Source organism: Kitasatospora sp. NPDC004723, assembly GCF_040609255.1.
GTDB lineage: Bacteria > Actinomycetota > Actinomycetes > Streptomycetales > Streptomycetaceae > Kitasatospora.
Map to the genome: position 1 here is coordinate 40,789 of NZ_JBEXJT010000053.1, position 18,880 is coordinate 59,668.

The window sequence follows — 18,880 nt, forward strand, 5'->3', positions numbered from 1 at the left end:
GCCGACATGCCCAAGGGTGTCCCCGAGAGTGTCCCCGACGACGGCCTGACGACTCGTCAGCGCCGTACCCTGCCGATCACCGCCGTGCACACCGGCCCCGGCAAGGGCAAGTCCACCGCCGCGTTCGGCATGGCGCTGCGCGCCTGGAACCAGGGCTGGCCGGTCGGGGTGTTCCAGTTCGTGAAGTCCGCCAAGTGGAAGGTCGGCGAGGAGAACGCGCTGCGGGTGCTCGGCGCCTCCGGCGAGGGCGGCACCGTCGACTGGCACAAGATGGGCTCCGGCTGGTCCTGGATCCAGCGTTCCAGCGCGATGGAGCTGGACAGCGAGGCGGCGGCCAAGGAGGGCTGGGAGCAGGTCAAGCGCGACCTGGCCGCCGAGACCTACCGGTTCTACGTGCTGGACGAGTTCACCTACCCGATGCACTGGGGCTGGGTCGACCCGGAGGAGGTGGTGGCCGTGCTGAAGGACCGTCCGGGCAGCCAGCACGTCGTCATCACCGGCCGGTACGCGCCGCAGGCCCTGACCGAATTCGCCGACCTGGTCACCGAGATGACCAAGGTCAAGCACCCGATGGACGCCGGCCGCAAGGGCCAGCGCGGCATCGAGTGGTAGCCGGGAAGATCTGAGCACCGTGAACATCCCCCGTCTCGTCGTCGCGGCGCCCTCCTCGGGCGCCGGGAAGACCACCGTCGCCACCGGCCTGATCGCCGCGCTCGCCGCGCGCGGGCTGGCCGTCTCGCCGCACAAGGTCGGCCCGGACTACATCGACCCCGGCTACCACGGGCTGGCCGCCGGGCGGCCGGGCCGCAACCTGGACGCGTTCATGTGCGGGCCGGAGCGGATCGCCCCGCTCTTCCTGCACGGCGCGGCCGGGGCGGACGTGGCGGTGGTCGAGGGCGTGATGGGCCTGTTCGACGGCGCCTCCGGGCGCGGCGAGCTGGCGTCCACCGCGCACGTGGCCAAGCTGCTGCGGGCGCCGGTGGTGCTGGTGGTGGACGCCTCCTCGCAGTCCCGGTCGGTGGCGGCGCTGGTGCACGGCTTCGCTTCCTGGGACCCGGAGGTGCGGCTGGCCGGGGTGATCCTCAACCGGGTCGCCTCCGACCGGCACGAGCTGCTGCTGCGGGAGGCCCTGGAGGAGGGGTCGGGGGTGCCGGTGCTGGGCGCGGTGCGGCGCTCGGCGGCGGTCGCCACGCCCTCCCGGCACCTGGGGCTGATCCCGGCCGTGGAACGCTCGGCGGAGGCGCTGCGGGCGGTGGCCGACATGGGCGAACTGGTCGCCGCCTCGGTGGACCTGGACGCGGTGCTGGCGCTGGCCCGGACGGCGCCGCCGCTGGCCGGCGCCGAGCCGTGGGACCCGGCGGTGGAGGTGGGCGGGTCCGGTGCGCTGCTCGACGGTGTGCCGGTCGATGGCGCGCCGGTCGGCGGTGTGCCGCTCGGCGACGCGCCGCGGATCGCGGTGGCCGGGGGTGCGGCGTTCTCCTTCTCGTACGCCGAGAACGCCGAGCTGCTGACCGCCGCCGGCGCCGAGGTGGTGCCGTTCGACCCGCTGCACGCCGACGCCCTGCCGGAGGGCACCGCGGGCCTGGTGATCGGCGGCGGGTTCCCCGAGCTGTACGTCCGGGAACTCAGCGCGAACGGTCAACTGCGGTCCGCGATCGCCGCGTTCGCGGCCTCCGGCGGCCCGGTCGCGGCCGAGTGCGCCGGACTGCTGTACCTCGGGCGCGCGTTGGACGGTCTGCCGATGTGCGGCGTGCTGGACACCTCGGCCCGGATGACCGAGCGGCTGACCCTCGGCTACCGGGAGGCGGTCGCGCTGCACGACTCGCCGCTGGCCCCGGCCGGCGCCAGGCTGCGCGGGCACGAGTTCCACCGGACGGTCTGCGAGCCGGGGTCCGGCGAACGGCCCGCCTGGGGCTGGCGGTTGCCGACCGGCCCGTACACCGAGGGATTCGCGGGCGCGGCCGGCGCGGAGAATGTTCACGCTTCGTATCTGCATCTGCACTGGGCGGGATACCCGCAGCTCGCCGCCTCCTTCGCGGCGGCGGCCGCGGCGTACCGGGCGGGCTGAGGCGTCCTCGGCGGAAACCGGCGGGGTCCTGGGTCTGGCGCCGGGACCACACCGGGCGTCAAAATAGGACATACACCTCACATCGCCCCGTTCGCCGTCGATACCGGTACCGGACGAGCCCGACAGCATCTGGAGCGGCGTCACCACCGACGCCGCCGGCACACCGGGGGCGGAGCGGACGGAGGTGGGTGTGACCGTCGAGTGACCCGGCCGCTCCTGGGCCGCCGCTTTAGAGTGGTCGGATGACCGATTGTCAGGTGATCGTCCTCAACGGGGGCTCCAGCTCCGGGAAGTCCAGCATCGCCCGCCGACTGCAGGAGGTGCTGCCGGATCCCTGGCTGACCCTCGGGGTGGACACGCTGATCGCCGCCCTGCCCGCCGCGCTGCGCGGCTCCGGCGGTGGCTCCGCCGCAGCCGCGCCCCGCGCGGCTGGTAAGGCCGGACCGGGCAGTGGCGGCGGTCCCGGCGGGCCGCCCGGCATCGGCGGCCTGGAGGACGGCGACGGCACGGTGAGCGTCGGACCGGCGTTCGCCGCCCTGGACGCCGCGTGGACGCTGGGCGTCGCGGCGATGGCCCGGGCCGGCGCGCGGATCGTCGTCGACGAGGTGTTCCTCGGCACCACCGCCTCCCAGCGGCGCTGGGACGAGGCGCTGGACGGCCTGGACGTGCTCTGGGTCGGCGTGCGCTGCGCCCCCGAGGTGGCCGCCGCCCGCGAACGGGCCCGCGGCGACCGCGTCGTCGGCATGGCCGCGGCCCAGGCCGAGGCGGTGCACCGGGGCGTGCGCTACGACCTGGAGGTGGACACCGCCGTGCAGGATGCGGCGGCCTGCGCCCGGCTGATCGCCGAGCGGGTGCTCGGGCACTGAGGGCCGGGCCGGCTCGTGTCCCGGGTCGGCGGCGCGCGTCAGCTCCGGGCCTCCGCCAGGCCGAACCGCACACCGGTCAGCTCCTCCGACAGCTCCCAGAGCCGGCGGGCGGCCTCGGCGTCCTCGGCCGAGGGCGCGAGCCGCACCCGGGTCGGCGCGCCGCGCAGTTCGCCGCGGCCGTCCGGGCCGATGAACTCCCCGCCGCGCACGGACGGATCGGTCGCGGCGTGGAGCTGGGGCAGCGCCCCCTCCTCCGGGCGCTGGGCGAGCGGGCGCAGCAGCCGCCCGAAGAGCAGCCGGGTGAGGCCGGTCGGCCCACTGGTCTGCAGATTGGTGGCGGTGTAGCCGGGGTGGGCGAGCACGCTGCGCACCGGGCTGCCCGACGCGGCCAGCCGGCGGTGGAGTTCACGGCCGAAGAGCGCGTTGGCGAGCTTCGACTGGTCGTAGAACCCCATCGGCGTGTAGCCGTGCGCCCCGGTGAGGTCGTCGAAGCGGATCCGCCCCTTGCGGTGGTTGAGCGAGCTGACGGTCACCACGCGCGGGTCGCGGCCGACGGCGAGGGCGTCCAGCAGCAGACCGGTGAGGGCGAAGTGGCCGAGGTGGTTGACGGCGAACTGCAGCTCGTGGCCCTGCGGGCTGAGTGCGCGGGGCGGGGCGAACACGCCCGCGTTGTTGACCAGGACGTCCAGCCGGGGGCGATCGGCGCGCAGCCGCTCGGCGAAGGTCCGGACACTGTCGAGATCGGCCAGGTCGAGACGGCGGACCTCGAGGCGGTCGGGCACACCGGGGTCGGGCAGGGAGGCGGCGATCCGGGCGGCGGCGGCACGCCCCCGCTCCTCGTCGCGGACCGCGAGGACCACCTGCCCGCCCCGCTCGGCCAGCGTCCGGGCGGTGGCCAGTCCCAGCCCGCTGCTCGCACCGGTGACGACGAACACCCGCCCGTGCCGGCCCGCACTGCCGCCTGTTGGCTCCAAAGGCTTCATACGGCAGATGCTGCCGTTCGTGTCACTCGGTGTCAAGACGCTACTGGATGACATACGCGCCATGGCGTTACCATCGTCGGGTGACCTCCCGACCCGCCGTCAGCCTGGCCGAGCGCAAGCGTCAACTCGTCGTGGACGAGCTGACCGAAGCCGCCTTCGGGCTGCTCACCACCCAGGGGTTCGACGCCGTCACCGTGGACGAGATCGCGGCCGGCGCCGGCGTGTCCAAGCGGACGTTCTTCCGCTACTTCGCGTCCAAGGAGGACGTGATCGTCCGGTTCCTGGCCGAGCTGGGCGCCGGCATCCGCGCCGAACTGGCCGCCCGCCCCGCCTCCGAGCCGCCCTCGGCCGCCCTGCGGCACGCCGTCTCGGTGCCGCTGGCCGCCTGCGGCGAGCACGGCGACCGCGCGCTGCGCGCCGTCCAGCTGATCCTGCGCACCCCGGCGCTGCACGCCCGCTTCCTGGAGCGGCAGGCCGAGTGGCACGAGGGGCTGACCGCCGAGCTGGCCTACCGGCTGGACCGCGACCCCGCCGCCGACCTCTACCCCCGGCTCGCCGCCGGGATGGCGCTCACCGCGTTCGGCACCGTCCTGGAGCGGTGGAGCGACAGCGACGGCGCCGCCGACCCGACCGCGCTCACCGCCCGGGCCTTCGCCGTCCTCGCCCCGGCCCTGGACGCGCCCGCGGCCTGACCGCCGGATCCCAGCCGCCGGGCCCTGACCGTCGGGTCCTAGCCGTCGGTCCTAGCCGTCGAGCAGCGCCGCGAGGTAGCGGGCGACCTCGGCGCCGAGTTCGGCCGGGTCGGGGACGCGGCCGGCGCCGCTGCCGGCGGTGACGTTGAAGAGCACGCCGTCCACCCAGCGCACCAGCCGGCGGGCGTCCGCCTCGGGCGCGCGGGAGCCGCACTGGATCAGCAGGGTGACCGCGAGGCCGAGGAGGCCCGCGCCCAGGCGGTCGTAGACGGCGCGCAGTTCGGGGCGCCGGGTGGCTTCGAGCGCCAGCTCGAAACGGGCCACGGTGAGCGCGCGGCCGACGGTGAGCGCCTGGTGGACGGCGTCGGCGGCGAGCTGGGCGAGCAGTTCCCGGGCGTGCTCCACCGTGGGCGGCCGCAGGTCCATCGCATACGCCGGTGACTCCAGCTCCGCGATCCGGGTGATCGCCAGCTCCAGCAGCGCCGCCCGGGTGCGGGCGAGGTTGGAGGTGGAGCCGGTGGGCAGGCCGGCCGCCTCGTCGACGGCGCGGTGAGTGAGCCCGCGCAGGCCGCGCTCGGCGATCAGCGCGACGGCGGTGTCGGCGATCAGGGTCTGGCGCTGAGGTCCGGCGGGCGCGGCGCTGCTGGTCATGGGTCCGATCATCGCCCTTCCCGGGACCGGCGCCCAACTCACACTACAGCTGTAGTACGGTCGACCCATGCGATCGGAACTACAGGTGTAGTTCCGCGTCCGAGAGGAGTCCCCATGGACCACCGCGACCTGGGCCACCGTGACCCGGACCACCGCGACCTGGGCCACCGTGACCCGGACCACCGCGACCTGCCGGAGCCGGCACCGGGCGCCGTCGTCATCGGCGGCGGGATCGGCGGCCTCACCGCCGCGCTCGCGCTCCACCGCCAGGGCGTCCCGGTCACCGTCCACGAACGCGCCGCCTCACTGGAACCCGTCGGCGCCGGCCTCGTGCTCGCCCCGAACGCCCTGCGTGCCCTCGACCTGCTCGGCGTCGGCGACCGGCTGCGCGCCCTCGCCGCCCCGCACCCCGCCATCGGCGTCCGCCACCCCTCCGGCCGCTGGCTCGCCCGCACCGGCACCGGGGCCGTCGAGGCCCACTTCGGCGAGAAGCTGGTCGCCGTCGCCCGTGCCGACGTCATCGACGCCCTGGTCGACGCGCTGCCCGCCGGCACCGTCCGCACCGGCTCGCGGGCCGAACTCGTCGAACCCGGCGACGACCGCGCCCCCGCCCTCGTCCGCACCGCCGACGGCGAGCGGCCCGCCGAACTGGTCGTCGCCGCCGACGGCATCCGCTCCGCCACCCGGAGCCTGCTCTTCCCGCACCACCCCGGCCCGCGCTACTCCGGCTTCACCACCTGGCGCTCGGTGATCGCCCGCCCGCCCCGCCCGCCGTTCGCCGCCGGCGAGGTCTGGGGCCGCGGCCGGCTCGCCGGCGTCGTCCCGCTCGCCGACGGCCGGGTGTACGTCTACGGCGCCGCCCTCGCCCCGGCCGGCGCCCGCGCCGCCGACGGCGACGAACGCGCCGAACTCCTGCGCCGCTACGGCAACTGGTGCGCGCCCGTCCCCGAACTGTTCGCCTCCACCGACCCGGCGAGAGTGCTGCGCCACGACGTCTGGGAGATCGCCGACCCGCTGCCCGCCTACCACCGCGGCCGGGTCGCCCTGCTCGGCGACGCCGCCCACGCGATGTGCCCCTTCCAGGGCCAGGGCGCCTGCCAGGCCGTCGAGGACGCGGTCGTACTGGCCGCCGGCGTCCGGCCCGGCGAGGACCCGGCCGCCGCCCTGCCCGGCTACACCGCCGCCCGGCTCCCCCGCGCCACCGCGATCGTCAACGGCTCCCGCGCCGTCGGCGCCCTGGTCGCCCGCCGCTCCCCCCTCACCGCCCTCGCCCGCGACCTCGCCCTCACCGCGGCCGGCCTCCTCCCCGACCGCGTCCTCCTCAACCGCGCCGCCCCCGTCTACGACTGGCACCCGCCGGTGCTCGACGGCCCCCGGGCCACCTGACCGGGCGGGACGGAATGCCGCGGGAGCGGCCCCGGCGAGTGCCGGAACCGCCCCCTGAGGACCGCCGTCAGGCCCGGTCGCCGCTCACTTGCCGGCCGAGGTGCCCTTGGTGGTGCCCTTGGTGCTGGGCGCCGGCTTCACCGGCGACTGGCCCTTGGTGCCCGGCGCGACGATCTGCACGGTGGCGCCCTGAACGCAGGTCGTCGTCCCCCGGAACGGCAGGGTCGGCCTCTCGTTGACGTAGACGCACCGCCGATGTCGGCCGGCCCGAGCGGGGCGCCGGCGTCGCACGACACCCGGACCCGGACGGTGGTGGTGGTGGTGGTGGAGTTGGCGCGGATGCTGGGCCTCGAAGGAACCCCGAACCGTCCCGAACGGCCCTGCCGAACCGGGTGATTCACCGTCGAACTCCGTGCAGAGGGAAGGGTCAGAGCGCGGACGCCGGGTCGTCGGCGTCCGCGTCGGCGGGTGGGAGGACGAGGGTGGCGAGGGCGCCGCCGGCGGGGTGGTTGGTGAAGGTGAGGGTGGCGCCGATGACGCGGGTGTGGCCCTGGGCGATGGTGAGGCCGAGGCCGTGGCCCTTGCCGCGTTCGCGGACGCTGGTGCGGAAGCGCTGGGGGCCGTCGCGCAGGAGTTCGTCGGGGAAGCCGGGGCCGTGGTCGCGGACGGTGATGCGGTGGCCGTCGACGCACAGGTGGATGGTGCCGCCGCCGTGGCGGTCGGCGTTCAGGAGGAGGTTGCCGAGGATGCGGTCGAGCCGGCGCAGGTCGGTGCGCACCGACGCGTCGGCCACCACCTCGACCGTGACGTCCAGGCCGGTCAGCGCGACCGTGCGGCGCACCGCGCGTTCCAGCGGCACCGCCGAGAGGTCGGGCAGTTCGGCATCGGCGTCCAGCCGGGAGACTTCCAGGAGGTCCTCGACCAGCCCGCGCAGCGCCTGCACCCGGTTCTGCACCAGCTGGGTGGGGCGCCCCGGGGGCAGCAGTTCGGCGGCGGTGACCAGCCCGGTCAGCGGGGTGCGCAGCTCGTGGGCGACGTCGGCGGTGAACCGCTGCTCGTCCTCCAGGCGCCGGTGCAGCTCCCGGGACATGAGGTCGACGGCCGCCGCGAGGTCGGCGACCTCGTCCCGGCCGTCGACGAGTTCGCCGATCCGGGTGTCGGTGCGCCCGGCGGCGATGCCCCGGGCCGCCGTCGCCGCCGTCCGCAGCCGCCGGCTGATCCGGTCCGCGACCAGCACTCCGACCAGCACGGTGGTGAAGACGGAGGCGGTGACGGTGATCAGGATGATCCGGTCCAGGTCGGCGATCGACTGGCGGTCCTGGGTGAAGTCGAGCCGGACGGAGAGCACGCCGTCGCGGGTGGCGCCCGCCGCCCACATCGACTCGCCCTCCGGCCCCTGCGCGAGCAGCGACCCGCGCCGCCCCTCGGCCGCGAGGGTGCGCAGCCTGGTCGGCAGCACCGGGTCGTCCAGCGCGGCGTGCCGGCCGCCGCCCGTCACCTCCTCGCCGCGGCCGTAGGCGCCGAGCGCCGCGTCCAGCGCGGTGAGCGCGGATCCGCGCGCCTGGTCGACGTGCTGACGGACCATCGCCTGGTGGACGAGCAGCCCGACCGCCACCGCGACCAGGACGGAGATGGCGGCGACGGCGGTGGCGATCTGGCGGCGCAGCGTCATTCGGAGCGCCGGAGCTTGTAGCCGAAGCCGCGGACGGTCTCGATCCGTCCGCCGCCGATCTTGGCGCGCAGCCGCTGCACGTGGACGTCGACCACACGGGTGTCGGCGCCCCACTCGTAGTCCCAGACCCGCTCCAGCAGGACGGCGCGCTCCAGCACGATGCCGGGCGCGGCGGTGAACTCCAGGAGCAGGCGCAGTTCGGTGGGGGTGAGCGGGACGAGCCGGCCGTGCACCCGGACCTCCATGGAGTCGGTGTCCACCTCCAGGCCGTCGAAGCTGCGTACGGGCGTACGGGGTTCGGGGGCGGCGGGTTCGGGGGCGGTGGGTTCCGGCGCGGCCGGTTCCGGCGCGGGTGAAGGCGCGGGCGCGGCCGGGACGACGCGGATGCGGCGCAGCACGGTGCGGATCCGGGCGACCAGCACCGCGCTCTCGAAGGGCTTGACGACGTAGTCGTCCGCGCCCGCCTCCAGGCCGGACACCACGTCGACCGGATCGGTGCGCGCCGACATCATCAGGATCGGCAGCTGGCTCTCCTCGCGGATCCGCCGGCAGAGGCCGACCCCGTCCAGCAGCGGCAGCATCACGTCGAGCAGCACCAGGTCGGGCCGCTCGGCGTGGAACATCTCCAGCCCCTCCAGCCCGTCGGCGGCCGTGGAGACCGGGAAGCCGTAGCGTTCCAGGGCCATCCGGGTGGCCTCCCGGATCACCTCGTCGTCCTCGACGATGAGGATGCGGGGGTGGCTGGGCGCCGTGGGGTTCATGGCGTGGTCTCCGAGCGGGCGGGCGGCTGCGCGGCGGGCGGCTGCGCGGCGGGCGGCTGCGGGGTGGGCCCAACCGTGGGCACGATCGGACGGGGCTGGCCGGGCTGCGGCACCTTGGGCACGGGCACGGGCGTGGCCGTCGGGACACCCGCGCCCGATCCCGGGTCGGAGCCGTCGGGCCGGCGGACGACGGGCAGGCTCGGCATGGGCGCGGGCGAGGCGCCTCCGCCCGGGCGGAGGCTGCTCGGCCGCTCCCCGGGGCCGGCGGTCGGCGTCGGCTCGGGCTCGGCGGTCGGCCCGGTGCCCTCGACCTTCTGATCGGTCAGGACCAGCCGCGCGCCGTCCCAGCCGTAGCGACGGATGGTCCGGGAGCGGATGGTGGTGGGCTCGTAGAGCCAGAGCTCGGTGCCGAGCGTCTCGGCGCCGAACCGTTTCAGCAGCTGCACCCGCAGGACGGGCAGCAGCCGGTCGGCGGACGCGGTGTAGACGTGCAGCACGTCCGTGTCGGCGAGACCGACGACGACCAGCAGCTCGGGCCGTCCGTCGCCGGTCAGGTCGCGGTACTCGGCGTTGCGGACCTCGCAGCCGGCGCAGGGGTCCAGGGCCCGCCGCTCGTCCTGGCTCACTCCGGGGTCCTTGGTCAGCAGCGTGCGGACGTCCACCGCGGTGACGTCCTGGCCGGGGACGGTCACGTCCGGGACCGGCTGCGGGGCCGGCTCCGGGGTGCGGCCCGCCGCGAGGTCCGGCGGCGGGGCGGTGGCCTGGCCCGGCCAGAGCGGGATCCGGGCGGGCGGGCGGGCGACGGCGTCGGCGGCGCCGTGGTCGCGCAGCTCGCCGGGGGCGCCGCAGCCGACCGTCAGGGCGAGCGGCGCGGCGGCGAGCAGGGCGAGGAGGAGAGCGGGTGAACGACGGACGGCGGTGCTCATCCTCCGGTGGCCCTCCTGGTCTGCGGTGATGTCGGTTCGTGTCCGGTCGGCAGATCACCCGGACGGCACCCGCCGGTTTCCCGGCGGGTGCCGTCCGGGCAGCGTAGCCCGGGCCCGATCAGCCGGCGGAGGCGGCCGGGTCGCCCGGACCGACCAGGTCGGCCAGGACGATGATGTTGTCCGTCCAGTGGCCGTCGGACCCGATCCGGCCTCCACAGGTGATCAGGCGCAGCTCGGGCGCCGTCGTGTTCCCGTACACCGTGTCGGTGGGGAACGCGTCCTTGGCGGCCTGGACCAGCTGACGGACCCGGAAGTCCACCGTGCCGCCGTCCTCGCGCCGCACCTGGATCCGGTCCCCCGCCCGCAGCTTCGGCAGTCCCCGGAAGACCGCCGGGCCGTGCGCGGTGTCGTAGTGCCCGATCAGGACGGCGGGCCCGGTCTCGCCCGGGGTCGGACCGTTGCGGTACCAGCCGGCCTCATCGGCCCGCTCGGCGGACGGCACCTCGACGGTGCCGTCGGCGTTCAGGCCGAGGCCGGTCACCGGGGCGTCGACGCCGGCCGCCGGGACGAGCAGACGGGTCGGCGGCGAGGCCGCGAACGGGCGCGGCGCGGCGGTTCCGGTGCCCGTACCCGTGGCGGCCGGGGCGGCGGCCGGTGCGGCGGTCCCGGTCCCCGTCGACGGCGTGTCCCCCGCGCCCTGCCGGGCCGAGGTCTCCACCCGGACCACCGGGGGCTCCCGGTGGTCCGAGAGCGCCACGGTCGCGCCGAGCGCCAGGCAGAGCAGCCCGGCCACCCCGAAGACGCTCCGCTTCAGCCCGCCCGGCCGCGGCCCGCCGTGCCGGGCTCGCGCCCCGCGGCGACGCCCGCCCCGGTGGCCGTCGTCAGCCGCGCGCACCGGAGCGGCGGCGCAGCACGGCGAAGCCGAGCGCTCCGGCGCCGATGGCGGCGACCGCGCCGCCACCGACCAGCTTCAGGCCGGAGGAGTCACCGGCGGTGGACCCGTCACCGGCCTGGGCGGCGCCCTTGGGCACCTCACGGACCTGCGGCTGGCCGGAGGCCGGGGCGGGGGCCGGCACGGGCGCGCCGTTGGCGTCGCGGGTGAGCGACGGCAGCGGGACGGCCGGGCGCGTGGCGTCCTTCGGCGCCGGGGAGACCGTCGGCACCGCGGAGACGAACGGCGACGGGACGGCGGTCGGCGGCGCCGGGGCAACGGTCGGCGGCGCCGGGGCCGGCTGGGCGCCGCCACCGGTGCTGCCCGCCGCGGCCGGGGCCTTGACGGACGGGGTGGCGGTCGGGGTGGCGGCACCGGCGCCGCCGTCGGCCCAGGCCTGCCCGCCCGTGACGACGGTCAGCAGCGCGGCGCCGGTCAGGGCGCAGACGGCCGACATCCGCAGAACGGCGCGGTTCCTGGTCGTACGCGTGGCCATGCGAACTCTCCATTCATCCTCGGTGACGCGGGTCCCGGCCGGGTGTGGCCGGTGCGTCGAGAGCGACGGTAGAAAGCCCGTGTCGCGGTCCCCGGCCGGTCGTGTCACAGCGGCTCATCGGCTGCGTAACGACGTCGGGACGACGTCGGGACGACGTCGGGACGACGTCGGGACGGCACGCTCAGCGGCGGGTGAGCCGGTCGATCCGCTCGCCGTACCGGTCCAGGAGGCCCGGCTTCTCCGGGGCGAACGGCGCCCCGGCACGCAGCCCGCGGTAGCCGATGACGAGCGCCTCACCGAGGAAGCCGACGCCGATGGAGAGGTTGAGCGGGCGGGCGTCCTCGTGCATGCCGAGCTCGCGGGCGAGCAGTCCGTAGAGCGCCGAGGCCAGGAAGGCGACGACGATCACGAGGAAGGTCCTCCCGGTGTAGCGCTGGTGGAGGACGCCGTTCCGGGTGGACAGCGCGACCGTCCCGCCGCGCAGCGCGCCGAGGCCCAGGCCGATCAGGCAGCCGCCGACCACCCAGCCGACGTCGGCGCCGTTCAGGTCCTCGGCCTCCAGCAGCAACCAGACGCCGAGGGCGGCGAGCACCACCGGCGGCCCGAACAGATCGCGGACGTTGACCGGTTCGCCGATCAACCGCTTGACGACGACGGCCACGGCGGCCACGGCGATGATCGTCACGAGCAGCCAGGTGTTCACGGCCCGCACCCCCCTTGCGCTTCCGGGCAGCCTGCCGCCCGGTCTCCGAATCTACGGCGGCTCAATTTAGCTCGACCGTGCTATAACAACAACATGCCCAAGATCGTCATCCCCGAGACCCGCCGCCAGGACGTGGCGCGGGCCGTCCTGCGCATCGTGGCCAGGGACGGACTCGAACACGCCTCGCTGCGCACCATCGCCGACGAGGCGGGCCTGGCGATCGGCTCGGTGCGCCACTACTTCGACGGCCAGGCCGAGGTGGTGATCTTCGCCATGGAGGAGCTGTGCCGGCGCATCGGCGACCGCGTGCGCGGCCACGCCGAGCGGCTGCTCGACCCGACCGCCGCGGCCGACCCGACCGCGCCGCTCGACCGGCGCGCCGCCGTCGAGGCCCTGCTGGCCGAGCTGCTCCCGCTGGACGGGCCCCGCCACGAGGAGGCGGTGCTCTGGCTGGCCTTCACCACCGCCGCCCGCACCCGCCCCGAACTGCGGCCCGGCGCGGCCCTGTTGCACGAGTCGACCCGCCGCCTCGTCGCCCGCGTCCTGGACGAGGCCCGCCGCTCCGGCGGAGTCCCCGCCGACCTCGACCTCCCCCTGGAAACCGAACGGCTGGCAGCCCTCCTGGACGGCCTCGCCCTCGGCATGGTCCTCCACCCGGACGGCGTCGACGCCGGCACCGCCCTGCTGATCCTCCGCCGCCACCTCCACGACCTGGCCGAACGGCGAGGTGACGACGCGCGATGAAGGGCTCGCTCGACAGCGAGCGGGTCGCGGACGCCGCGCAGATGGCGGCGGGACGGCTGCTCATGGTGGACGCGATCGACGACAGCGCCGCCGGCTTCTACCGGGCGCACGGGTTCAAGGACATTCGCAGGGAAGACCCGGAGCGGCCTCAGCGGCTGTACCGGCGCATCTCCGACGTCATCGCCGACGTCGAGGAGCTTCGGGCCGGCTAGCGCCCGTGCTCCCGCTGCCGGGCGGGGATCACGGCGGTATCTCCGCCCAGGTCGGGTCCTAGGTCGCAGGGTCCACGGCGGAACCGAACCGCAGCCCGAGGCCGGGGCGCCGCCGGGTCCGTACGGTGGTGGTATGAGCGTCGACCTCGACAAGTACTTCGCGCGGGTCGGGTGGGACGGCGGGCGGGCGCCCACCCTGGCCACGCTGCGGGCGCTGCAGCACGCGCACGTGCTGGCCGTCCCGTTCGAGAACATCGACGTGGTGATGGGCACCGTGCCGTCGCTGGACGTCGCCGACCTGGAGGCCAAGATCGTCACGGGCTCGCGCGGCGGCTACTGCTTCGAACAGAACACGCTGTTCGCCGCCGTGCTGGAGCAGCTGGGCTACGGCGTCGCCCGGCACACCGGCCGGGTGCGGGTGAACGCGCGGCCCGGGGAGATACGGCCGCGCACCCACCTGGTGCTGGTCGTCCGGGTACCCGGGGCGGACGGCACGGACGGCACGGGCGGGGTGCCCGGGGCGGACTACCTCGCGGACGTCGGCTTCGGGTCGGCGGACGGGCTGCTGGAACCGCTGCCGATGATCCCCGGCCTGGTCCGGGAGGGCCGGGGCCGTCGGCACCGGCTGGTGCTGGAGGAGGCGGACGCCCCCGTGCCGGTCTGGGTGCTGGAGGCCCGGCACGGCGACGAGTGGCGGGAGCTGGTGTCGTTCACCCTCGACCCGGCGCCGGCGCCGGACATCAACATCGCCAACTGGTACGTCGCCACCCACCCGCGCTCGCCGTTCCGCCGCCTCTTCGCACAGCGGACGCTTCCCACCGGACACCTGTCGCTGGACGGCACCAGGCTCACCCGCACCGCGAACGACGGCACCGTGACGGTGGAGGAGCTCGACGGCACGGAGGGGGTCCGGGCGGCCCTGGAGTCCGAGTTCGGCATCACCCCTCCCCCCGGCCTCCACCTCGGCCACTAGCCCGCCGCCCGCCCCTCCGCCCCGGGCGCGGTCAGACCGGCGGTCAGGAACGCGACCACGGTGGAGAGTTCGGGGAACGACGGCTCGGCGGTGGAGTCCACCTCGGCGGCGAGCGGGCGCCCGTAGGCCTCCAGGAGGGTGGTGAACGCGAGCCGCCAGCGGTCGGTGATCTCGCGGACGGTCAGGTCGGGCAGGGCCCGGCCGAGGACGACCTCGAACGGGGCGGTGCCCGCCCAGGGCGAGCCGCTGAGCGGCCGGTCGGCGGTGAGCATGGTCTGGGCCAGCAGGCGGCACAGCATCCGGCCGCGCTCGGTCTGCACCAGTTCGTCGAACGGTGCGGCGACGGCCGCCACGAGGGTCCGCACCTGCGCGGGCCCCGTCGCCCCGGGGTTCAGGGTGGCCGTCTCCAGCCGCCCCTGCCAGAGCGGCATCAGCTCGCGCCCGAGCAGCGCCGCGACCAGGCCCTCGCGGGAGCCGAAGTGGTAGTGCACCGCGCCCGGGTTGAGGCCGGCCTCCGCGTTGATCGCGCGGACCGAGACCTGGCCCACACCGCGCCGGAGGAAGAGCCGCTCGGCAGCCGCGAGCAGCCGGTCCCGGGTCGGGGCGGCGTCCGGGGCCGGGGCGGCGTCCGGGGTCGGGTTCTGATCCTGAGCTGTTCCATCCGGCATGCCGCCATTGCACCACAGGAACCCGAGTTACTATCCAATCAGTGATTGAATCCTGATTGGCAGGCGCCCGGAAGGGCGCGCCGCCAGTCCCGTGCGCCCCCACGCGCACAGTGATCGAGAGGCTCGCACCATGGGTATCCACGCCGTCACCGGCTCCGCTTCGGGAATGGGCGCCGCCAGCGCCGCCGTCCTCCGGGAGGCCGGCCACACCGTCATCGGCGTCGACCTCCGCGACGCCGACATCACCGCCGACCTCGGCACCGTCGAGGGCCGCCGCGCCGCCGTCCAGGGGATCCTGGAGGCCTCCGGCGGAGTGCTCGACGGCGTGGCGGCGGTGGCCGGCGTCGGCCCCGCGATGAAGGACCCCGCCGCCGTGGCCTCCATCAACTACTTCGGCCCGGTCGACCTGCTGGAGGGGCTGCGCCCGGCGCTCGCCCGCTCCTCGGCGGGGCGCGCCGTGGTGATCGGCTCCAACTCCTCGACCACCGTCCCGATGATCGACGAGAAGCTCGTCGATCTGCTGCTCTCGGGTGACGAGGACGCGGCCCGCGAGCACGCCCGCGCGGCCCTGGCGGCGCTCCCCGCCGAGGCGGCGCGGGCGACCCGGGGTGCGCCGAGCATCTCCGCGTACGCGACCTCCAAGTTCGCCCTGGCCCGCTGGGCGCGCCGGACGGCCGTCACCCCGGCGTGGGCCCGCGAGGGCGTGCTGCTCAACGTCATCGCGCCCGGCGCGGTGATCACCCCGCTGATGCTCGGGTCCACCGGAGCGGGCGAGGAGCCGGACGCCGACGACTTCCCCACCCCCATGCCGCTGGGCCTCTTCGGCCGGCCCGAGGACATCGCCTTCTGGGTGCACCAGTTCCTGCGGCCCGAGGCTCGCTTCACCACCGGAGCCACCCTGTTCGTGGACGGCGGCACCGACGCCGCGATGCGCCCCGACGCCCAGCCCACCGCGCTGACCTTCTGAGAAGCCCCGACCGGTGGCCGGGCCGGGAGCGCTCCCGGCCCGGCCACCGGTCACTGTCACCGGCCGTGGCGCGTGCCGGCGGACAGGCTCCGGCCCAGGTCGAGCAGGCTCAGGCCGAACATCAGCACGCCCAGCGGCACGTGCGGCCCAGGCTCGTGGGCGACGCCGAGCACCACCTGGGCCGAGGCGAGCACGAGGAACCCGGTGGCGTACAGGACCGGCCGGGCCGGACCGCCGCCGGGCCGCCACGCCAGGACCGCGGCCAGCAGGTAGAGCATCGAGGCGCCGTACATCACCCGCGCCCCGACGCTGTGCAGCGTCTCGCCGTAGGAGGTGGAGAGCAGCAGCCCGGCGGTGGTCGCCTGGAAGAGGACCGCCAGGGTCTGCAGGGCGAGCGCGACCTGCGGGAAGGTGAAGCTGCGGCGCTCGACGGCGTTGCTCGGGATGGCCATGGTGCGGTCCCTCTTCCTGCCTCGCGGCGGTGGATCGATAGTGTCCCGGTGATTCGACGAAACGGGCCCGCGAAGTGTGAGGCGGGCGGGCACGAGCAGGGGGACCGGCATGGACACCGGGGACGGACGGCCCACGGACACGGTCCTCGGTGGCCGGCGCCACCTGATCAACCTCGCCTACCGGCTGCTCGGCTCACCGGCCGAGGCCGAGGACGCCGTGCAGGAGGCCTACGCCCGCTGGTACGCGATGGCGCCGGAGCGGCGGCAGGCGGTCGAGGTGCCCGGCGCCTGGCTGACGACCGTGGTCAGCCGGATCTGCCTGGACGTGCTCGGCTCGGCGCGGGTCCGGCGCGAGCGCTACGTCGGCGAGTGGCTGCCCGAGCCGCTGCCCGACCGCGCCGAGTGGCCCGGCGCCGCCGGGGGCGCGTCCGCCGACCCGGCCGACCGGATCACCCTGGACGAGTCGGTGGGCATGGCCTTCCTCGTCGTCCTGGAGTCGATGACGCCGGCGGAGCGCGTGGTGTTCGTCCTGCACGACGTCTTCCGGTACCCGTTCCCTGAGATCGCCGTGATCCTCGACCGGACGGCCGCGGCCTGCCGCCAGCTGGCCTCCTCGGCCCGCCGACGGGTCCGCGCCGCACGGACCCCGTCTCCCGGGCAGGCCCCGTCCGCCGCACAGGCTCCGACTGCCGCACAGGCTCCGGCCTCCGGGCAGGACCGGCAGGCGGAGGTGGTGCGGAAGTTCCGCAAGGCCTGGGAGTCCCAGGACATCGAGGCGCTGGTCGGCCTCCTGGACCCCGCCGCCACCCTGGTCGCCGACGGCGGCGGTCTGGTCAGCGCCGTGGTCCGGCCGGTCGAGGGCGGCCCGCGCATCGCGCAGTACCTGGTCCTGATGGCCGCGATGGCGCCGGGGCTGACCCTCCTGGAGCGCACCGTCAACGGCCTGCCCGGCCTGGTCGCCCAGCGCGACGGCGTCACCGCGACGGTGGCCGCCCTCGACGTCGTCGACGGCCGGATCACCCGCATCTGGGCGGTCCGCAACCCGGCGAAGCTGACCCGCTGGACGGCGGCCGGCGACGTGGCGTGATGCGACGCCAGTCGGGAACCAGCGTGGGGCGAAGGGGCGTTGATCCCATCACGGGGGACGGGCGATTCGGACCTATGGAGGTCGGTATGGCTCGGCAGGGGGCGCTTCGGCGCGGCTTCGGCGCGGTGGCGGTGGCCGCCGCGATGACAGCGGGAACGGTGACGGCGGCCAGTGCGGCCGGCGCCGACGGAGGACACGGTGACGGCCCACACGCCGCGACGCGGGCGGCGATGGCGGAGCTCATACGGACCGAGGGCCTGCCCGGCACGATAGCCGGCGTCCGGGAGGGCGACCGCAGCTGGTCGGCGGCCGTCGGAGTGGCCGACACCGCGACCGGGCAGCCCCGGTCGCCCCGGGAGCGGTTCAGGATCGGCAGCGTGACGAAGACGTTCACCGCCACCGTGGTGCTCCAACTCCGGGCCGAAGGGCGGCTCTCCCTGGACGACACGGTGGAGAAGTGGCTGCCGGGCGTGGTGCGGGGCAACGGGAACGACGGGTCGAGGATCACGGTCCGGCAGCTCCTGGCGCACACCAGCGGGCTGTTCTCCTACGACGAGGATCCGACGATGATCCAGCGGCTGGCCAGTCCGGACTTCCTGGTCCACCGCTTCGACACCTACCGGCCCGAGGACCTGGTCCGGACGGCGGTCTCCCACCCCCCGCTGTTCGCACCGGGAACGACCCGCTCGTACTCCAACACCAACTTCGTCCTGGCCGGGATGATCATCGGCAAAGTGACCGGCCGCCCGTACGCCGAGGAGATCGAGAAGCGGATCATCCGGCCGCTGGGCCTCTCCGCGACGACCCTGCCCGGCACCGCCGTCGGGCTTCCGAAGCCGCACGCGCTCGGCTACTCCAAGCTGTTCGGCGGCTCGCCGACGCCACTGGAGGCCACCGAGCTCAACCCGTCGTGGGGCGGATCGGCCGGGGAGATGATCTCCACGACCGCCGACCTGACGCGCTTCTACTCCGCCCTGATGCGCGGACAGTTGCTGCCGCAGGCCGAGCTGGACGAGATGGTCCCGGCCGCCGGGGGTCCCGGACTGGGCATCGGCAGCGTCAAGCTCTCCTGCGGGGTGACCGTCTGGGGCCACACGGGCGGCATCCACGGCTCCTCGACCATCGCGCTCACGACGCGCGACGGGCGCCATGCGGCGGCGTTCAACACCAACGCCGACTGGGTCGAGAACGAACGCGGCCTCGGCGAGGCCGAGTTCTGCCGCTGAGCCGCGCCGCGACCTGAGCAGCGCCCCGGAGTGGGAAGTCGGCGGGCACGACTTCCCACTCCGGGAACACATAGCGACGGAGCGTTCCCGGGGCCCGGAACCGTGTGGTTCCGGCCCCGGGGGTTGCGGGTCGGCTATTCGGCGGGGGTGCCGCGGAGGAGGAAGGGGAGGTGGGTGCCGTTGGTGAGGGCGGTGAGGGCTTGGGTGGTGCGGCGGTGCTGGTCGGGGGCCATGGCGTCGGGGAGTTGGTGGGGGTGGAGCCAGTGGACGGCGGTGATGGTGGCGGGGGGTCGGTGGCGGGCGACGATCGTTTCCTGGGCAGGGGTGAGGTGGCCGCCCCAGTAGACGAAGTTGATGCCCTCGGGGAGGAGTTGGGCGTCGACGTAGTCGGTGGCGAGGATGTGGCGCAGGGGGAG

At 75.4% G+C, this 18,880-nt stretch carries 21 protein-coding genes and 1 pseudogene; 11 read left to right on the forward strand and 11 right to left on the reverse strand.

What is annotated here, in order from left to right:
• The first annotated feature begins 6 nt into the window (after window positions 1-6).
• From cobO to ABZW10_RS33345, 3 genes are all read left to right on the forward strand, one after another.
• The gene (gene cobO / locus ABZW10_RS33335) at window positions 7-612 is read left to right on the forward strand and encodes a cob(I)yrinic acid a,c-diamide adenosyltransferase (RefSeq protein ID WP_355373622.1); all 606 of its coding nucleotides are present in this window, start codon (window positions 7-9) and stop codon (window positions 610-612) included.
• 10 nt (window positions 613-622) lie between these two features.
• Window positions 623-2,068, forward strand: coding sequence for a cobyrinate a,c-diamide synthase (locus ABZW10_RS33340; RefSeq protein WP_355373682.1), 1,446 nt, complete (start codon window positions 623-625; stop codon window positions 2,066-2,068).
• A gap of 242 nt (window positions 2,069-2,310) precedes the next feature.
• Complete coding sequence (locus ABZW10_RS33345; RefSeq protein WP_355373625.1) at window positions 2,311-2,934, forward strand: chloramphenicol phosphotransferase; 624 nt, start codon at window positions 2,311-2,313, stop codon at window positions 2,932-2,934.
• 38 nt (window positions 2,935-2,972) lie between these two features.
• Here the strand turns inward: ABZW10_RS33345 and ABZW10_RS33350 are convergent, their stop codons facing one another.
• Window positions 2,973-3,917, reverse strand: coding sequence for an oxidoreductase (locus tag ABZW10_RS33350; RefSeq protein WP_355373627.1), 945 nt, complete (start codon window positions 3,915-3,917; stop codon window positions 2,973-2,975).
• Between the two features lie 47 nt (window positions 3,918-3,964).
• Between ABZW10_RS33350 and ABZW10_RS33355 the strand changes: the two genes are divergently transcribed.
• Window positions 3,965-4,609, forward strand: a complete 645-nt coding sequence (locus ABZW10_RS33355) for a TetR family transcriptional regulator (RefSeq protein ID WP_355373630.1) — start codon at window positions 3,965-3,967, stop codon at window positions 4,607-4,609.
• Window positions 4,610-4,660: 51 nt separating this feature from the next.
• On the opposite strand, the gene ABZW10_RS33360 is transcribed toward ABZW10_RS33355, so the two are convergent.
• Window positions 4,661-5,260 (reverse strand): TetR/AcrR family transcriptional regulator, encoded by a 600-nt coding sequence (locus ABZW10_RS33360; protein WP_355373633.1) that lies wholly within the window; start codon window positions 5,258-5,260, stop codon window positions 4,661-4,663.
• Window positions 5,261-5,374: 114 nt separating this feature from the next.
• Here ABZW10_RS33360 and ABZW10_RS33365 point away from each other — a divergent pair, with 114 nt between their 5' ends.
• A complete protein-coding gene (locus tag ABZW10_RS33365; RefSeq protein ID WP_355373636.1) occupies window positions 5,375-6,646 on the forward strand; it encodes an FAD-dependent monooxygenase in 1,272 nt (423 codons plus the stop codon).
• A 427-nt stretch (window positions 6,647-7,073) separates the two neighbouring features.
• Here ABZW10_RS33365 and ABZW10_RS33370 read toward each other — a convergent pair whose 3' ends face one another.
• The 6 genes from ABZW10_RS33370 to ABZW10_RS33395 form a co-directional block, all read right to left on the reverse strand.
• Complete coding sequence (locus tag ABZW10_RS33370; RefSeq protein ID WP_355373639.1) at window positions 7,074-8,318, reverse strand: HAMP domain-containing sensor histidine kinase; 1,245 nt, start codon at window positions 8,316-8,318, stop codon at window positions 7,074-7,076.
• Window positions 8,315-9,079: a two-component system response regulator CseB gene (cseB, locus tag ABZW10_RS33375; RefSeq protein ID WP_355373642.1), complete on the reverse strand. Its 765-nt coding sequence runs from the start codon at window positions 9,077-9,079 to the stop codon at window positions 8,315-8,317. Before cseB ends, ABZW10_RS33370 begins: the two co-directional genes overlap by 4 nt.
• On the reverse strand, window positions 9,076-10,005 hold the full coding sequence (locus ABZW10_RS33380; RefSeq protein ID WP_355373645.1) for a hypothetical protein: 930 nt from the start codon (window positions 10,003-10,005) through the stop codon (window positions 9,076-9,078). The genes cseB and ABZW10_RS33380 overlap by 4 nt, the downstream gene beginning before the upstream one ends.
• Before the next feature lie 118 nt (window positions 10,006-10,123).
• Window positions 10,124-10,798, reverse strand: coding sequence for a class F sortase (locus ABZW10_RS33385; protein WP_355373647.1), 675 nt, complete (start codon window positions 10,796-10,798; stop codon window positions 10,124-10,126).
• Between the two features lie 88 nt (window positions 10,799-10,886).
• The gene (locus ABZW10_RS33390; RefSeq protein WP_355373650.1) at window positions 10,887-11,432 is read right to left on the reverse strand and encodes a hypothetical protein; all 546 of its coding nucleotides are present in this window, start codon (window positions 11,430-11,432) and stop codon (window positions 10,887-10,889) included.
• A gap of 181 nt (window positions 11,433-11,613) precedes the next feature.
• Window positions 11,614-12,135, reverse strand: coding sequence for a DUF1453 domain-containing protein (locus ABZW10_RS33395; protein WP_355373653.1), 522 nt, complete (start codon window positions 12,133-12,135; stop codon window positions 11,614-11,616).
• Between the two features lie 93 nt (window positions 12,136-12,228).
• Between ABZW10_RS33395 and ABZW10_RS33400 the strand changes: the two genes are divergently transcribed.
• From ABZW10_RS33400 to ABZW10_RS33410, 3 genes are all read left to right on the forward strand, one after another.
• Entirely contained in the window at window positions 12,229-12,879 is a 651-nt protein-coding gene (locus ABZW10_RS33400; protein ID WP_355373656.1) for a TetR/AcrR family transcriptional regulator, read from the forward strand.
• A complete protein-coding gene (locus ABZW10_RS33405) occupies window positions 12,876-13,091 on the forward strand; it encodes a hypothetical protein (protein ID WP_355373659.1) in 216 nt (71 codons plus the stop codon). The genes ABZW10_RS33400 and ABZW10_RS33405 overlap by 4 nt, the downstream gene beginning before the upstream one ends.
• A 133-nt stretch (window positions 13,092-13,224) precedes the next feature.
• Entirely contained in the window at window positions 13,225-14,064 is an 840-nt protein-coding gene (locus ABZW10_RS33410; protein WP_355373662.1) for an arylamine N-acetyltransferase, read from the forward strand.
• On the opposite strand, the gene ABZW10_RS33415 is transcribed toward ABZW10_RS33410, so the two are convergent.
• Window positions 14,061-14,732 carry a helix-turn-helix domain-containing protein gene (locus ABZW10_RS33415; RefSeq protein ID WP_355373665.1) on the reverse strand — a complete coding sequence of 224 codons (672 nt, stop codon included), beginning with the start codon at window positions 14,730-14,732 and terminating at the stop codon, window positions 14,061-14,063. The two genes, ABZW10_RS33410 and ABZW10_RS33415, sit on opposite strands and share 4 nt — an antisense overlap.
• Before the next feature lie 130 nt (window positions 14,733-14,862).
• On the opposite strand from ABZW10_RS33415, the gene ABZW10_RS33420 reads away from it, so the two are divergent.
• Window positions 14,863-15,699: an SDR family oxidoreductase gene (locus tag ABZW10_RS33420; RefSeq protein WP_355373668.1), complete on the forward strand. Its 837-nt coding sequence runs from the start codon at window positions 14,863-14,865 to the stop codon at window positions 15,697-15,699.
• 56 nt (window positions 15,700-15,755) lie between these two features.
• Here ABZW10_RS33420 and ABZW10_RS33425 read toward each other — a convergent pair whose 3' ends face one another.
• Entirely contained in the window at window positions 15,756-16,151 is a 396-nt protein-coding gene (locus ABZW10_RS33425; RefSeq protein WP_355373671.1) for a hypothetical protein, read from the reverse strand.
• Between the two features lie 109 nt (window positions 16,152-16,260).
• On the opposite strand from ABZW10_RS33425, the gene sigJ reads away from it, so the two are divergent.
• Together sigJ and ABZW10_RS33435 are read left to right on the forward strand one after the other, a co-directional pair.
• Complete coding sequence (sigJ, locus tag ABZW10_RS33430; protein ID WP_355373673.1) at window positions 16,261-17,238, forward strand: RNA polymerase sigma factor SigJ; 978 nt, start codon at window positions 16,261-16,263, stop codon at window positions 17,236-17,238.
• A gap of 230 nt (window positions 17,239-17,468) precedes the next feature.
• Complete coding sequence (locus ABZW10_RS33435; RefSeq protein WP_355373676.1) at window positions 17,469-18,464, forward strand: serine hydrolase domain-containing protein; 996 nt, start codon at window positions 17,469-17,471, stop codon at window positions 18,462-18,464.
• A gap of 134 nt (window positions 18,465-18,598) precedes the next feature.
• Here the strand turns inward: ABZW10_RS33435 and ABZW10_RS33440 are convergent.
• Window positions 18,599-18,880 (reverse strand): annotated as a pseudogene (locus tag ABZW10_RS33440) (hypothetical protein); the annotation flags it as partial.